Genomic DNA, 14,318 nt, shown 5'->3' on the forward strand with positions numbered 1-14,318 from the left:
CTACGGGCCCAGTGACCCCCAGCGGCGGTGCGCGTCGGGAGGTACGGGAAGGCCCCGCTGTGGCGCCGGGCGGACGTGCTGATCGGTCGCGAGGTGGAACGGATCGGTCTGGCCGCCGTGACCGGCGGCCTCGACGGACTCCTCACCAGCCTCGACTGCGGGGTGCGCTACGAGGACGGCGTCCTCCGGCTGCCCCACGCGTGCCCCCGGGAGCTCGCCGACCTCGGCCGCCGGCCGCTCGTCCTGGTGTCCCTGGCCTCCGGGTACACGGCGAGCATGTACGGAGCCGACCGCGACGACGTCCTCTGGATCGGCTACGCCGTGCCCGGCCTGGGCCGCATCGCGGGGGGCCGGCCCGGGAAGGGCGACGGGGCCGGCGCCGACGGGCTGTCACTGGTCCTCGGCCCCGTCCGCGCGGAGATCCTGAGGAACCTGCCCGGCAGGCCGACGGTCACCGAGCTCGCCCACCACCTCCACGTCGGGATCAGCACCGCGACGTACCACTGCCGGCACCTGGAGGCGGCCGGGCTCCTCCTGCGGGAACGCCGGGGCAAGCAGGTCCGCCTGCACCCCACGGAGCGCGGTACGGCCCTGGACCACCTCCTGACCGCCCCGCCCCCACCCCGGTGGGACGCGCGGTAGGAACGCGCGTCCCACCGGGGGGACGGACGCCTGCCGGCGGGGCGCGTGCCCACGCGGCGCGGCGGCCGGTGACGTCACGTCAGCAGGGCGACCGCGCACTCCTCGGTGAGGTCCTCGGCGTGCGGGGGGAGGGGTTCGCCGGCGCGCAGGTAGCGGCGGACCAGGGACAGCGGCAGGTCGACCAGGGCCAGGGCGACGCGGTCGCGGCCCCGCGCGTCCGTGGCGCCGAGGGTCTCGGCGAGGGCCGTCAGGGAGGCGTACACCCGCTCGTTGCCAAGGTCGGCGCGTCGGGTGTGCTCCTCGGACCAGTCGTCGCGGCCGAAGTCGGCGGCGCCGTAGAGGAGGAGGGCGGCCTCGTCCGGGTTCCCGCGGCTCCAGCCCACCACGTGCCGGGCGGCCGCGCGCGCCGCCCGGTGGGGGTCGCTCTCGCCGGCGAGGACGGCGTGGTAGCCGGCCTGGAAGCGTTCGACGGTCCGCAGCCACACCTCGGCCAGGAGGGCCGGGCGCCCGGTGAAGCGGTGGTACATCGAGCCGCTGGGGGCGCCGACGGCGTGGGCGACCGCCGACATGGTCACGGCGGGCGGTCCGCCGGTGGCGGCGAGGCGGACGGCGGCGTCGAGGAGCTGGTCGATGTCGAAGCGGGGTGGTCTCGCCATGAATAAGAGAGTAGCCTCTGATTTATTGGAGGGATGTCTCCAATAGGGTTGAGGGGAGGGCGCATGGGCGTCCACAACGTGCACGAACGCCTGTTGGCCGCCACGGAGGACGAGGTCGGCGCAGTGATCGACACCCTCGCGAGCGGGGAGGGCGACCTCCTGTGGCCGGGCCGCGACTGGTCGCCGATGGAGTTCGACCGCCCGTTGGGGCCCGGCGCCGTGGGCGGCCACTGGCCGGTGGGGTACACGGTGACCGGGTACGTCCCCGGGCGCTGGATCCGCTTCGAGTTCACCCGGCCGCGCGGCTTCCGCGGCTTCCACGAGCTCGCCGTCCTGCCCGCCGGGCCGGGCCGTACCCGGTTGCACCACACCCTGACCATGACCACCGGCGGCTGGGCGCGGATCACCTGGCCCCTGGCCTTCCGCCCGTTGCACGACGCCTGCCTGGAGGACGCCTTCGACCGTGCTGAACTCGCCTGCACGGGTGGCGTGGCCCGCCCGGCACGCTGGTCACCGTACGTCCGCCTCCTCCAGGCCCTGGGCGCCCGCGCCGTCCGGAGCCGCCACCCGAGGCCCCACGCCCCCGCCGGCGCGTGAGGTCGCGGCGCGGCTCCGCCCGTGGCCGGGGTCGCGCCGACGTACCCGCTAGAGCCAGCCGTTGCGGCGGAAGGCGCGGTAGAGGGCTCCGGACGCCAGGGCCATCAGGGCCAGGGCGAGGGGGTAGCCGTAGCTCCAGCCGAGTTCGGGCATGTGCTCGAAGTTCATGCCGTAGACGCCGGCGACCATCGTGGGGATCGCGAAGATCGCCGCCCAGGCGGAGATGCGGCGCATGTCGTCGTTCTGCCAGGTCCCCACGCGCGCCTGCTGGGCGTCGAGGACCGAGTTGAGCAGTTCGTCGAGCGAGCGGACCTCGGTGTCGGTGCGGTTCAGGTGGTCCGCGACGTCACGGAAGTACGGCAGCGCCTTCGGCAGGTGGTGGGCCCGCGGGTCCCGTCCGTCCGGCCCGTCCCGCCACTCCCGTGCGTCCTGCCCGTACTGCCCCTCCTGTCCGTTGCGCCCCTCCTGTCCCTCCTGTCCCTCCTGCCCGTCCTGGCTCCACTGGCCGTCCTGGCTCTCCCAGTCGTCCTGGCGCGGGTCGCTGAGGAGTCCCTGGAGGACCGGGACGAGGGGCTGGACCGCGTCGCGGAACTCGCGTACCTCCCGCTTGAGGGAGTAGATCGCCTGGGTGTGGTCCACGCGGGTCGTGGAGAAGACGGAGTCCTCCAGCGTGGTCAGCGCGGTGCGTACCTTCTCGGCGGAGTCGCTGTAGGCGTCCACGACCACGTCGAGGACGGCGTGCAGGACGGACAGCGGGCCGAAGCGGAGCATGCCCGGGTTCGCCGCGAGCCGCCGGGCGGCCTCGGCGGCCGGGTCGACGGGGCCGTGCCGCACGGTCAGGACGTAGCGGGGGCCGACGAAGAGCATCATCTCCCCGGTCTCGACCGCTGTCTCGTCCTCCAGGTACCACAGCGTCTTGAGCGCGACGGCCAGCACGTCGCCGAACCGCTCCCGCTTGGGGCGCTGTTGCGCCTGGACGGCGTCCTCGACCGCGAGGGGGTGCAGGCCCAGCCCCTCCGCCAGCTGGACCACATCGGCCTCCGCCGGGTCGACGAGGCGCACCCAGCCGAACTCGCCCTCGCCTAGGTCGCGCAGCCGCTTGAGGACCTGATGGCAGGCCTCTTCCTCCAGCCCGCACTCCACGGTGTCCGAACGGCCGGACCTTTCCTCGTACATCACGCATTCCATCCTCTCCGCATGCTTCGGCGCGCCGGTTTCATGCACGGGCGGGCCGGAGCGGCAGGGTGGACGTCACTATCCGGTCAGCTTTGGTGGACGTTCGGTGAACCGGGAGCGGCCGGCACCAGGTCAGCGCCCCGCCCCGGCCCCGTCACCCAGGGGTGCAACCCCGCCCCGCTCCGTGAGCGGGCGGCCCGCACACCCGCCTGAGCTGCCAGAACGACCGTTCGGTCACCGATAATCGAACGAGATGTCTGTAAATCGGTGATGGATGTGCGCTCGACCTTCACATCAGACAGAGTCGGCGGCACGTGGTCGACACAACGTAGACAACTTCCGCAGCTGGCCTTCACATCGAAAGAGAGTTCTGTCGTGCGTCTTCGCATCGCCGCCGTCTCCGCCGCCACCCTCCTGGCCCTGACCGGCGCCACCGGTGTCGCTACGGCCCGGCCCGCCACCTCGGCCGGTCCCTCCGCGGTCGTCCTCACCGTCACCCAGGGCGAGTACGGCGCCACCGTCACGAAGGCCGCGACCCTCAGCTGCGCGCCGACCGTCAAGGGGACGCACCCCGACCCCAAGGCCGCCTGCGCCGCCCTCGCCGCCACCACCGGGAACCTCGACGCGCTCCTCGCCACCCCGGACCCGAACCGGTTCTGCCCCATGCACTACGACCCCGTCACCGCCGCCGTCGACGGTGTCTGGCAGGGTCAGCGCGTCTCCTGGAAGCACACGTTCTCCAACGCGTGCGTCATGGCGGCGACCCTCAACGGCAACCCGGTGTTCGCGTTCTGATCGCTGCTCCGGACGCCCCACTCCGCGGCGCGCGTCCACCCCGGCCCTCCACGGGCCCGGGGTGGACGCGCGCCGCGGTGCTGTGGGGGCGGGGTGTGCGCCACGCCCGCGCGGGGGAGCGCCGCCGCCGGTCAGCCGCGCAGGGCCTGCTGGAGGGTGGGGTGGCAGGGGATGACGGTGTCGAGGCCGACCAGCCGCACGAGGCGCAGTACCGACTCCTGGGGGTCGGCGAGGCGCAGCCAGCCGTCGGCGCCGGTGGCGCTCTGGTGGGCGGCGATCAGGACGTTGACGCCGCTGGAGTCCATGAAGGACACGCCGCCGAGGTCGATCACCGTACGCGGCCGACCGCCGTCCGGGGCGGGGGTCAACGCCCGGTGGAGGGTGTCGCGGGAGGTGTGGTCGATCTCGCCGTGCACGGTGACGACCCGGATGCCGTCGACGCAGTCCGTGCGGATCGACAGCGGGCCGGGCCGCACTGCCTCATCGGTGTCCTTCACGGGTTCCTCTGCTGCTCTCGCTGGGCCGGATCGGATGATCATGTGCACCGGTAGCCTCTCACAGGGGACGAGCGTGCACCATGTGGTCGACGACTCGGCAACGCGCGGGTGCATACGAGCCGTCATCGCGGGTATGCGCGCAAGCGTGAACGGGGGAACAGCGGTGGATCCAGTGGAATCGGCACCAGACGGCGGGGGCGTGAAGCCCGCCCCCCTCCAGGATGTCGTCGCGCTCGACGGCGACGGCTCGTGCATCGCCGAGGCGCGCCACCGGGCGGCGGACTTCCTCGCCCGGGTCCAGGGGGAGTACGGGCTGCCCGTGTCGGCCCGCGCGATGGACCTCACCCAGCTGGTCGTCAGCGAGCTCGTCACCAACGCCCGCAAGTACGCGCCCGGTCCGGTCCTGATGGAGCTGCGCCTCGTCGGCGTCTCGGTGGAGGTCGTCGTGTGGGACAGCGACCCGGTCCTGCCGGTGGCGCGGGCGGCCGACCCCGGCCGGGTCGGCCAGCACGGCCTGGAGATCGTGATGGCCGTCGCCCACGGCTTCGAAGTCCAGCGCGAGCCGGTCGGCAAGCGCGTCACCGCCCGTATCGCGCTGCCCGACGACCCCGGCGACGCCCCCACCGGCCGCCGGCCGCAGTAGCCGCCCCCCGGCCGGGCGGCACGTCATACGGCGCTGCCGGCAGACCCCGGCCGGCGGACCCCGGCCCGGACGCCCGCACGAGCGCGGGAGACGGCCGTGGGACGGGGCCCGCGCCCGTGTCGGTGGCGGGGCCGGTCAGTGGCCGGCCGCGAGCCCGCCGGTGAGCTTGCCGTGCAGGTGGGCGCTGGGGTCGTTCAGACCGGTGATCTCGACGCTCTTGCCGTGCCGCGCGTACTTCGTCTCGACGGCGTCCAGGGCGGCGACGGAGGAGGCGTCCCAGACGTGGGCCGCGCTCAGGTCGATGACGACCCTCTCCGGGTCGCCCGCGTAGTCGAACTGCCCGACGAGGTCGTCGGAGGAGGCGAAGAACAGCTCGCCGGTGACCCGGTAGACGACCGTGGTCCCGTCGGGGTCGACGACGGCCGTGACCTCGGTGAAGTGGGCGACGCGCCGGGCGAAGACGACCATGGCGGTGACGGAGCCGACGATGACGCCGACGGCGAGGTTGTGGGTCGCCACGACACAGGCGACGGTGATCACCATGACGGCGATCTCGCCGGCGGGCATCCGCTTCAGCGTCCTCGGGGCGACGGAATGCCAGTCGAAGGTGGCGAACGACACCATGATCATGACGGCGACCAGGGCGGCCATGGGGATGTCCGAGACCAGGGGGCCGAAGACGATGCACAGCACCATCAGGAAGGCCCCCGCCAGGAAGGTCGAGACGCGGGTGCGGGCGCCGGCCACCTTCACGTTGATCATCGTTTGGCCGATCATGGCGCAGCCGCCCATGCCGCCGAAGAAGCCGGTGACGATGTTGGCGATGCCCTGACCGACGGACTCACGGGTCTTGTCGGAGTGCGTGTCCGTGATGTCGTCGACGAGCTTGGCGGTCATCAGCGACTCCATGAGGCCGACCAGCGCCATGGCGAACGCGTAGGGGGCGATCGTCGTCAGGGTGTCGAGGGTGAACGGCACGTCGGGCAGGCCCGGTACCGGCAGGGACGACGGCAGCGCGCCCTTGTCGCCCACGGTGGGCACCGCGATGGCCGCCCCGACGGTGATCGCGGTCAGGATCACGATGGACACCAGCGGGGCCGGGACCACGGTGGTGACCCTCGGGAAGAGCACCATCAGCGCCAGTCCGCCGATGATCAGCGGGTACACGGCCCAGGGGACGTTCCGCATCTCGGGGACCTGCGCCATGAACACGAGGATGGCCAGGGCGTTGACGAAGCCGACCATCACGGAGCGGGGGATGAAGCGCATGAGCCTCGCCACTCCGAGGGCGCCCAGGACGACCTGGAGGAGACCGGCCAGGATGACGGCGGCGATCAGGTATCCCAGGCCGTGCTCGCGGTTGAGCGGCGCGATGACGAGGGCGACGGCACCGGTGGCGGCGGAGATCATCGCGCGGCGCCCGCCGACGACCGCGATGGTCACGGCCATGGTGAACGAGGCGAACAGCCCGACCGTCGGGTCGACGCCGGCGATGATCGAGAACGAGATCGACTCGGGGATCAGCGCGAGCGCCACGACGAGCCCCGCGAGGATCTCGGTGCGCCAGACCTTGGGGTCGGACAGCCAGTCGGGCTTCAGGCCGCGCAGGCGCGCGGCCGGGGACACGGTGGTGGTGAAGGGCAAGGGATCAGGAACCTGTCGTGCTCGGGCACATTCCCCGTGGCGGGCCCGGGGGTGTGGGGAAGGACGCGGAGGTACCGGGCGGCACCCCGCGAACGGCCCCGCCGGTGCGGCGCCGGAAGATCAGGGGGCGGAGCGGCGGGCGCGACGGCGCCGGGGCTCACGTCGGGGAACGAGGTGTCACGGCGGGCAGGCGGCGGCGCCGAGCGTCCTGGGCTCGCGCACGCGTCTCTCCTGCAAGAATCGGGACTTCGCCGGGGGCGGCGGCGGCCCCGACACGGCAACGGCGAAGCACCGGTACACCGCTTCACCACCAGCAACTCTACCCTAACGTTAGAGTAGACATCGGCGGGCCCGCACGGGCCGTACCGCCGTGACGGAAAGGCCAGGACACAGGCGCGTGGACGGCAAGCACATGCAGATCGGCGAGGTCGCCGCGCGCACCGGGCTGTCCCTGCGGACCATCCGCCACTACGAGGAGACCGGCCTCGTCGTCCCCTCCGCCCGCTCCCAGGGCGGCTTCCGCCTCTACACCGAGGGTGACGTCGCCCGTCTCATGGTCATCCGCCGGATGAAGCCGCTCGGCTTCACCCTGGACCAGATGCGCGACCTGCTCGACGCCACCGACCGCCTCGACGCGGGTGACGGGCCGGGCCCGGACGAGCGCGAGGCGCTCCTGGAGCGCGTACGCGCGTACGAGCAGACGGCGGCGGGGCAGGTGGAGAAGCTGCGCGTCCAGCTCGCCCGCGCGGAGGAGTTCGCCGCCACGCTCCGCGCCCGTCTGCCCGAGACCCTGCCCGCCCCGACGTCCGAAACGGTGCCCGCCCCGTCGTCTTGAAACCGGGCCCGCCCGGTCCGAGAGACCCGGCCCGAGAGCGCCCGGCCGTCCGCACGCGTGCCCGTCAAGCTCCCGGAACCCATGCCGCCCGTCCCTGACCCCTGTCCCTGACCCTTGTTCCCTGACCGGGGTACGTGCGGGCGTGCGGCGTCCCGGCGGGGTGGGCGTCGACCGGGTGGGTTCAGGCCCGCAGGAGGAGCGGAGCGGCGTGGACGAGCACGGCCAGGGGGACCGCCCACCGGGCGAAACCCGCACGTCCCGAGCGGCGTGACACCTGACCTGCGGGGCGCAGGTGCGGGTGCAGGGACATGGCGGTCAGGAGGTCGGCGGCCCGCCGGCCCGCGCAGTCCCGCCGGGTGAGGCGCGAGAGCCAAGGCGGCGCGAACGTCCCGGCCAGGGTGGAACCCCGCGGGCCGAAGATCTCCAGCAGCCCGTCGTGGCGCAGCTCGACCCGGCCGACCACCGGCCAGGCCAGGACATGGGTGGACCACATGCGCCGCACGTGGATCCCGTCCCGGTCGGCGGTGACCCGCCACATGGCGAGGCGGCAGACGACCCACGCCAGAACCAGTGACGTCCACACGGCGAAGAGGAACGCCCCCGCTTCGGGACGGGACAGGCCCGCGCCCACCGGCCGGTGCACCGATGCCACGTACGCCACGAGCACGGCGGCACCGCACACCCTGCCGCCCCATCCCGCGCCCCACCGCACCGGCGCGGACGGAGCGACCGCCGACGCGGCGAGCAGCGCGACCCGCTCCCGCCTGGCACGTCGCGCCTCGACCCGGCGCGCCTGACCGCTCGGTCTGCTCCCCGCGCCTGTGTCGGCGCCCGTGCCGGCCTCCGGGGCCGTGTCCCCGTCGGCCGCCGGACCCCGGTCCGGTCCCGGGTCCGTGCCTGGGTCGACAGCCGGTCCCGGGTCAGTGCCGGCGTCCGCGCCCGGGGCGGGGGTGGTGGGCGCCGGCGCCGGGGCGGGTGGACCTTCCGCGATCGAGGGGCGGGAGGCCGGTGCCGCCGGCTCCGCCGGGGGCAGGTCGGGCGTCGGGGAGGTGTGCACGTGACGGCTCCAGGGGTCGGCGGGACGAACGCCGACCAGACTTCCCGGCTCACCGGCGCCGATCATAGACGGGACGCCCGCCCACCGCACCGCCCGTGCGCCCCGGGGCGAGGGGGCGACAGGCCCGCGGGTGTCTGTCCGCCCTTGCCGATGTCACCCGTCCCCCCGTGCCGTCCACGGCTTCCCGAACGGTGGGCAGACGCGGCAGTGCTCGGGCATGTCCGCGGGCCCCTCGCACTCGTCGGCGTACCCCTTGCGCACCATGGCGCACGCCCGACCCGCCGCATCGCCCGCGTGATGTCGGCGTCGTATCCGGTGTGTGCAACGCCCTGCTCGCGACTCTCGGCTGACCCTCGGCCGAGCGCGGCGTCCACCCGGCGCGTCGAAGGCCGAGTTCCCAGGCCCGTGCGAGTGGCCGGGACGGGGCCGGCGTCTTCGTGCCTTCCGCCAGTACGGCGGTCCGTCCGCCTGCCGGGAGACTCCTCGCGAGAGGCACGAGGCCGCGGCGGGCCCTCGAGGCAGGGGCCGGAGCCGTGGCGTGACCCGACAGGGGAGGACGGCACGGTGAGTGTGCAGCAGTACGACGAGATCGGTGAGGCGTTCGAGGGCTTCAAGTCCCTGCCGCTGGCGCACTACGCGGAGGTGCCCGGTTTCCTGGCCCTGGTCGGGGACGTGCGCGGCAAGTCGGTCCTGGACCTGGCCTCCGGCACCGGCTTCTACAGCAGGGAGTTCAAGCGGCGCGGCGCCTCGGAGGTGCTCGGGATCGACATCTCCTCAGAGATGGTCGCCGCGGCGCGGGCGCTGGAGGAGCGCGACCCGCTGGGTGTGCGCTACGAGGTGGGCGACGTGTCCGAACTGCCGCCTCTCGACCGGCGCTTCGACGTCGCCACGGCGGTCCAGCTGTTCGGCTACGCGCAGGACGTCGCCGCCATGGAGCGCATGTGCCGCACCGTGCACCGGAGCCTGGTGCCCGGCGCCGAGTTCTTCGTGTTCGCCATGGCGCCCGACTACCGCTTCGACGGCCCCCCGTTGGACAAGTACGGCTTCCGCTGCGAGCCGACCGGGGAGGAGACCGGGACCGGGGAGGAGACCGGGACCGGGCCGCAGGTCCGGGTCACGGCGCTGCTCGACCCGCCGATCCGCTTCGTCGCCGCCTGCCCGCGCCGCGAGGTCTTCGAGGAGTGTCTGCGGGCCGCCGGTTTCGGCGAGGTGACCTGGGTGCCGTTGGAGGTGTCCGACGAGGGCGTCCGCGAGTACGGCGCGGACTTCTGGGCGGACTTCGTCGCCAACCCGCCACTGGCCATGCTCCGCTGCCGCGCCTGACGGCCGACGGCGAGCGTCTCGACCGTCTCCACCGGCAGCGGTGACGGGCCTCGGCGGGAGTGCCCATAGGGTGCTTGTATGCCTGCTTCGCTGAGTTCCACGAAAACCGCCGCCGCGCTGCGCACCTCGGCACGCGCCTCCGCCGAACTGCTGCTGGTTCTCGTGGCAGTCTCGGCGGCCCTGTGGCTGCTGGGGCGTATGTGGTCGGTGGTCTGGCCCCTCATCGTGGGCCTGATCCTGACCACCCTGACCTGGCCCCTGGCTCGCTTCCTCCGCCGGCACGGCTGGCCCCCGGCGTTGGCCGCGTCGGTGGTCACCGTGGTGTTCCTGCTCGTGGCCGCGGGCATCGTGGCGCTCATCGCGGTGCCGGTGGCCTCGCAGTCCGGGGAGCTGGCCGACGGCGTGGTCGCGGGCATCCAGAGGGTGCGGGAGTGGGCCGCGGGGCCGCCGCTGAACATCGGCGACGCCCAGATCACCGGTGCCTTCGACACGGCCGTCGCCCGCATCCAGAACAGCATCGGCAGCATGGTCACGGCGGTGGTCACCGGAGTGAGCACCGTGATCAACGGTGTGGTGACCGCCGTCCTGGCGGTCTTCCTCATGTTCTTCTTCCTCAAGGACGGCCCGAGGTTCCTGCCCTGGCTGACCCGCCAGCTCCCCGGCCGGCTGGCCACGGACGTCCCGACCGTGGCCGCGCGCAGTTGGGAGACCCTCGGCGCGTTCGTACGGTCCCAGGCGTTCGTCGGTCTGATCGACGCCGTCCTCATCGGCGTCGGCCTGTGGATCCTCGACGTCCCGCTGGTGCTCCCGCTGGCGGTGCTGACCTTCGTATCCGCGTTCGTGCCGATCGTGGGCGCCCTCTTCGCCGGCCTGGTCGCGGTGCTCATCGCGCTGGTCTCGAACGGTCTGACGGACGCGCTGCTCGTGCTGGCGATCATCGTCGTCGTGCAGCAGCTGGAGGGCAACGTGTTCCAGCCCATGATCCAGAGCCGCGGGCTCGGCCTCCACGCGGCGGTGGTCCTCCTCGCCGTCACGCTGGGCGGCAGCCTGGCCGGGATCGTGGGCAGCCTCCTCGCGGTACCGGCGGCCGCGCTGATCGCGGTGGTCTGGAACTACCTGCGCGAGCAGCTGAGCACCCCGCCGCAGGAACCGGACACCGACGAACAGGACCCCACGACGGCCGTACCGTCGTAACGCCGGGTCGGACCGCGGCGGGTCCACTCAAGGAGCCGGGCAGCCGTGCCCACCCGCTTCTCCCCGCCGCGGTCCGCCAGGGCCGCACGAGTGCCGAGGCGGCCCGGCGAGCCGCGCCACGACCCTGCGACGGTTCACGCCGTCGGTGAACACGCTGCCCCCGAGCCGTTTCGCGGTGATCCCCCGTGCTGCGGCCGGTGCGCGACCGCCGCGCGTGGGAACGACGGGACCCCCCGAGGGGTGGTCCGCCCTACCGGGTGGCGACGATCTCGACGAGCACGTGGTCGCGACCGCTGGGATCGGCGGCCTCGCCGACATTCGTCCAGGCGTTCTTCGCGATGTCGAACGAGTTCTCCTCGTCGTCGACGGTTGTGGTCACCTCGGTGTTGTAGTCGTTGCCCTTGACACCCATGACGGCCGGCAGCTCAAGCGTCCGGTAGCCCCCGTTGCCCGTTACACGGAAGCAGGTCCTGTCCTTCCGGCCACGTGACAGGACCTCCAGAAGGCCGGGTCCGCTGTCGCACTGTGCGAGCAGGACGTGCCCGTCACCCTTTTCCAGGCGGAACCCCTTTCCGCGAGGATCTTGGCCGCTCCGGGATGGCTGAACTCCTCGACCGCGTTCGGTGGAACCTCACCGGCGGCGTGCTCGACGCCGGCAGCGGCGAAGGCGCCGGAAGGGCCCGCTGCCGCCGACCCCGGGCCCCGCCCCTCGCCCGCCGATTCTCCGAGCCCCGCCCCGCTGTCGATCCCGCCGTGCGGTCCGTCTCCGGCTCTCCCCGGGGCCGGTCGTCCTGCGCCCGGCGGGCAAGCGGGAGATCGGTCATCGCACACATGTGTGTAGCCTTCGTGCGCATAGAGACGCGGGGGCTTGCGGCACGCGCGGCTGTTCGTGGTTCGGACGTGAGGGGTGGGGCTGCGTGAAGCGGCGTCGAATAGTGCTGGCGGCGGCTACGGCCGTGGCGGGTGTCACCGGTGTTCTGGTGCTCCAGGGGGTCACGGGCCCCGAACCGACAGCCACGGAAGCGGGGAACGGCAAGCCCCGTCCTGTCGTGGCGGAGGCGCGGACGGAGCCGATCGCGGCGAGTCCTGACGGTCGTTCGGCTGCCCTGAAGGAGGAAGGGACCCGGCCGTTCAGCATGCTGGGCGTGACGTGGACAGAACCGTCGGCGCGCGTCGCCGGCACGGTCGAGGTCCGCACCCGCGAGGCGGGGTCGGGACGGTGGTCGTCGTGGCTGCGGCTGGACGGGGACAGCGGCCAGGGCGAGGACGGCGCTGCCCGCGGCGGTACGGAACCGGCGTGGGTGGGGCCGTCGGACGGTGTCGAGGTGCGTCTGCGGGCGGGCGGGACGGTGTCGGACCGGCTGCCGGCCGGGCTGCGGCTGGACATGGTGGACCCGAAGACGGGCACCGCGTCCGCGATGGCCCCGGCGGCGTTCGCCGTGGAGGAGACAGCGGAGCCCACACCGGCCGAGTCGACGCCCGGACCGGTGGAGAGCGAGCCGGGGCCCGACCCGGTGGTCTCGGTGACGCCCACCGAGGAGCCGGTCACCACCCCTCCCGTCAGTGAGCCGCCGACCGGCGAGCCCACGACGAGCGCCCCGCCCTCGCCGACGGCCTCCGTGCCGTCCACCCCGCCGGCGAGCCCGAGTCCGAGTACGAGTACGACGGTGAGCGTGCCGCCGGCGCCGCCGTCCACGGTGCCGCGCCCGCCGATCACACCCCGGGCGAGCTGGGGCGCGGACGAGTCGATCAGCCCCGAGGCCCCCGGGTACCTGCCGGGCGGGAAGGTGAAGGCGGTGGTGGTGCACCACACCGCCGAGTCCAACACCTACACGTGCGAGCAGGCGCCCGCGGTGGTGCGCGGCATCTACGCGTACCACGTCAAGCAGCTGGGCTGGAAGGACCTCGGCTACAACTTCCTCGTCGACAAGTGCGGCACCGTCTACGAGGGCCGCAAGGGCGGAGTGGACCAGCCCGTCCAGGGCGCGCACGCCTACGGCTTCAACGCCGAGACGACCGGCATCTCCGTCCTGGGCACCTACACCGATACCGTCCCCTCGCAGGCCGCGATGACCTCGGTGGCGCGTATCGCGGCGTGGAAGCTGGGCCAGTACGGCGTCGACCCGGTCGGCACGACCACGCTCACCGCAGGTGACGGCGGGCGCAGCTACTACGGGCGGACCTGGACAAAGGGCGCCCAGGTCTCGTTCCCGGTGATCCACGGCCACCGCGACGGCTACAACACCCAGTGCCCAGGCGACGCCTTCTACGGCCAGCTGCCCACCCTGCGCTCCTGGGCCGCCGGCCCCGTGGCCGGGCTCGCGGTGAAGTCCATCACCGGTGCGGGCCTGTCGGGCACGACGTACCACACGAAGTCGACTGTCACCGTGAACTGGTCGTCCACCACGCCGGCCGCCCTGGTCAAGGGTTACGAGCTGCTGGTCGATGGCAAGGTCGCCACCACCACCGCCGGCTCGGCGACCTCCGCGACGGCCACCCTCACGCCCGGCACCCACAAGGTCCAGGTCCGGGCCGTCCACCAGTCGGACCGCACCACCACGACCACCGCCGCGACCGTGGTCGCCGAGACGACCGCGCCCGTCTTCACCACCAAGCCCACCCTCGCCCTGCGCGCCGGCACCGTGAACACCACCGCCGTACCGGTCACCTTGAGCTGGAAGGCCACCGACAGCACCTCGCTGAAGGAAGTGCGGCTGACCAGTCCCGTCGCCAGGACCTACGGCCCGACGGTGTACTCCGCCACCCACACGGCCAAGTCCGGTGCGGCCACGACCTGGAGCATGACCGCCCACGACCGGGCCGGCAACACCGCCACGGCCGCCACCGCCGCCACCCCCGTCATCCTCCAGGAGACCTCCGCGACCAGGTCCGGCACCTGGACGGCCAAGTCCTCCACCAGCTACCTCGGTGGCAAGTCCCTGGCCTCCTCCACCAAGAACGCCAGCCTGACCTGGACCTTCACCGGCCGCTCCGCCGCCTGGGTCGTCTCCCGCGCCGCCACCTCCGGTCAGGCGTACGTATACGTCGACGGCGTCAAGGCGGCCACCGTCGACCTGAAGTCGGCCACCACCAAGTACCGCGACGCCATCTGGACCAAGACCTGGGCCACCAGCGGCAAGCACACCGTCAAGGTCGTCGTCGTCGGCACCGCGGGACGCCCCGCTGTCACCACCGACGGCCTCGTCTACCTCAAGTGAGCGCCTGCACACGGTAGTTCCTCCGAACACAGGGCCCCTGC

14 protein-coding genes are annotated in these 14,318 nt (G+C 73.1%); 8 read left to right on the forward strand and 6 right to left on the reverse strand.

Going from position 1 to position 14,318, the window contains the following annotated elements:
• Positions 1–27: 27 nt before the first annotated feature.
• A complete protein-coding gene (locus tag NRO40_RS30625) occupies positions 28–642 on the forward strand; it encodes a helix-turn-helix domain-containing protein (protein WP_058940246.1) in 615 nt (204 codons plus the stop codon).
• A gap of 74 nt (positions 643–716) precedes the next feature.
• Here the strand turns inward: NRO40_RS30625 and NRO40_RS24245 are convergent, their stop codons facing one another.
• Entirely contained in the window at positions 717–1,298 is a 582-nt protein-coding gene (locus NRO40_RS24245) for a TetR/AcrR family transcriptional regulator (protein ID WP_058940245.1), read from the reverse strand.
• 63 nt (positions 1,299–1,361) lie between these two features.
• Between NRO40_RS24245 and NRO40_RS24250 the strand changes: the two genes are divergently transcribed.
• Positions 1,362–1,895, forward strand: a complete 534-nt coding sequence (locus tag NRO40_RS24250; RefSeq protein ID WP_058940244.1) for an SRPBCC family protein — start codon at positions 1,362–1,364, stop codon at positions 1,893–1,895.
• A gap of 48 nt (positions 1,896–1,943) precedes the next feature.
• On the opposite strand, the gene NRO40_RS24255 is transcribed toward NRO40_RS24250, so the two are convergent.
• A complete protein-coding gene (locus NRO40_RS24255) occupies positions 1,944–3,071 on the reverse strand; it encodes a magnesium and cobalt transport protein CorA (RefSeq protein WP_232790923.1) in 1,128 nt (375 codons plus the stop codon).
• A gap of 375 nt (positions 3,072–3,446) precedes the next feature.
• Between NRO40_RS24255 and NRO40_RS24260 the strand changes: the two genes are divergently transcribed.
• On the forward strand, positions 3,447–3,866 hold the full coding sequence (locus NRO40_RS24260; protein WP_232790922.1) for an SSI family serine proteinase inhibitor: 420 nt from the start codon (positions 3,447–3,449) through the stop codon (positions 3,864–3,866).
• Between the two features lie 131 nt (positions 3,867–3,997).
• Here NRO40_RS24260 and NRO40_RS24265 read toward each other — a convergent pair whose 3' ends face one another.
• Positions 3,998–4,363, reverse strand: a complete 366-nt coding sequence (locus NRO40_RS24265) for an STAS domain-containing protein (RefSeq protein ID WP_058940242.1) — start codon at positions 4,361–4,363, stop codon at positions 3,998–4,000.
• A 163-nt stretch (positions 4,364–4,526) separates the two neighbouring features.
• On the opposite strand from NRO40_RS24265, the gene NRO40_RS24270 reads away from it, so the two are divergent.
• A complete protein-coding gene (locus NRO40_RS24270; RefSeq protein ID WP_408057054.1) occupies positions 4,527–5,006 on the forward strand; it encodes an ATP-binding protein in 480 nt (159 codons plus the stop codon).
• A gap of 135 nt (positions 5,007–5,141) precedes the next feature.
• Here the strand turns inward: NRO40_RS24270 and NRO40_RS24275 are convergent, their stop codons facing one another.
• Positions 5,142–6,632 (reverse strand): SulP family inorganic anion transporter, encoded by a 1,491-nt coding sequence (locus NRO40_RS24275; protein WP_058940274.1) that lies wholly within the window; start codon positions 6,630–6,632, stop codon positions 5,142–5,144.
• 415 nt (positions 6,633–7,047) lie between these two features.
• Between NRO40_RS24275 and NRO40_RS24280 the strand changes: the two genes are divergently transcribed.
• Positions 7,048–7,485, forward strand: a complete 438-nt coding sequence (locus NRO40_RS24280) for a MerR family transcriptional regulator (protein ID WP_058940240.1) — start codon at positions 7,048–7,050, stop codon at positions 7,483–7,485.
• A 181-nt stretch (positions 7,486–7,666) separates the two neighbouring features.
• Here the strand turns inward: NRO40_RS24280 and NRO40_RS24285 are convergent, their stop codons facing one another.
• Positions 7,667–8,137: a PH domain-containing protein gene (locus tag NRO40_RS24285; RefSeq protein WP_157901775.1), complete on the reverse strand. Its 471-nt coding sequence runs from the start codon at positions 8,135–8,137 to the stop codon at positions 7,667–7,669.
• Between the two features lie 969 nt (positions 8,138–9,106).
• On the opposite strand from NRO40_RS24285, the gene NRO40_RS24290 reads away from it, so the two are divergent.
• Both NRO40_RS24290 and NRO40_RS24295 read left to right on the forward strand, forming a co-directional pair.
• Positions 9,107–9,865: a class I SAM-dependent methyltransferase gene (locus tag NRO40_RS24290; protein WP_058940238.1), complete on the forward strand. Its 759-nt coding sequence runs from the start codon at positions 9,107–9,109 to the stop codon at positions 9,863–9,865.
• Positions 9,866–9,943: 78 nt separating this feature from the next.
• Positions 9,944–11,059: an AI-2E family transporter gene (locus NRO40_RS24295; RefSeq protein ID WP_058940237.1), complete on the forward strand. Its 1,116-nt coding sequence runs from the start codon at positions 9,944–9,946 to the stop codon at positions 11,057–11,059.
• Between the two features lie 250 nt (positions 11,060–11,309).
• On the opposite strand, the gene NRO40_RS24300 is transcribed toward NRO40_RS24295, so the two are convergent.
• Positions 11,310–11,471, reverse strand: coding sequence for a hypothetical protein (locus tag NRO40_RS24300; RefSeq protein ID WP_232790921.1), 162 nt, complete (start codon positions 11,469–11,471; stop codon positions 11,310–11,312).
• Between the two features lie 724 nt (positions 11,472–12,195).
• On the opposite strand from NRO40_RS24300, the gene NRO40_RS24305 reads away from it, so the two are divergent.
• Entirely contained in the window at positions 12,196–14,277 is a 2,082-nt protein-coding gene (locus tag NRO40_RS24305; protein ID WP_232790920.1) for an N-acetylmuramoyl-L-alanine amidase, read from the forward strand.
• Positions 14,278–14,318: the final 41 nt, after the last annotated feature.

Origin of the sequence: Streptomyces changanensis, from assembly GCF_024600715.1 — a bacterium.
GTDB classification, from domain to species: Bacteria; Actinomycetota; Actinomycetes; order Streptomycetales; family Streptomycetaceae; genus Streptomyces; species Streptomyces changanensis.

Excerpts from the sequence above, each read along its gene's own strand:
- NRO40_RS24245 (WP_058940245.1), bottom strand. The coding sequence starts at position 1,298 with ATGGCGAGACCACCCCGCTTCGACATCGACCAGCTCCTCGACGCCGCC.
- NRO40_RS24305 (WP_232790920.1), top strand. The coding sequence starts at position 12,196 with ATGCTGGGCGTGACGTGGACAGAACCGTCGGCGCGCGTCGCCGGCACG.
- NRO40_RS24300 (WP_232790921.1), bottom strand. The coding sequence starts at position 11,471 with ATGGGTGTCAAGGGCAACGACTACAACACCGAGGTGACCACAACCGTC.
- NRO40_RS24255 (WP_232790923.1), bottom strand. The coding sequence starts at position 3,071 with ATGTACGAGGAAAGGTCCGGCCGTTCGGACACCGTGGAGTGCGGGCTG.
- NRO40_RS24295 (WP_058940237.1), top strand. The coding sequence starts at position 9,944 with ATGCCTGCTTCGCTGAGTTCCACGAAAACCGCCGCCGCGCTGCGCACC.
- NRO40_RS24250 (WP_058940244.1), top strand. The coding sequence starts at position 1,362 with ATGGGCGTCCACAACGTGCACGAACGCCTGTTGGCCGCCACGGAGGAC.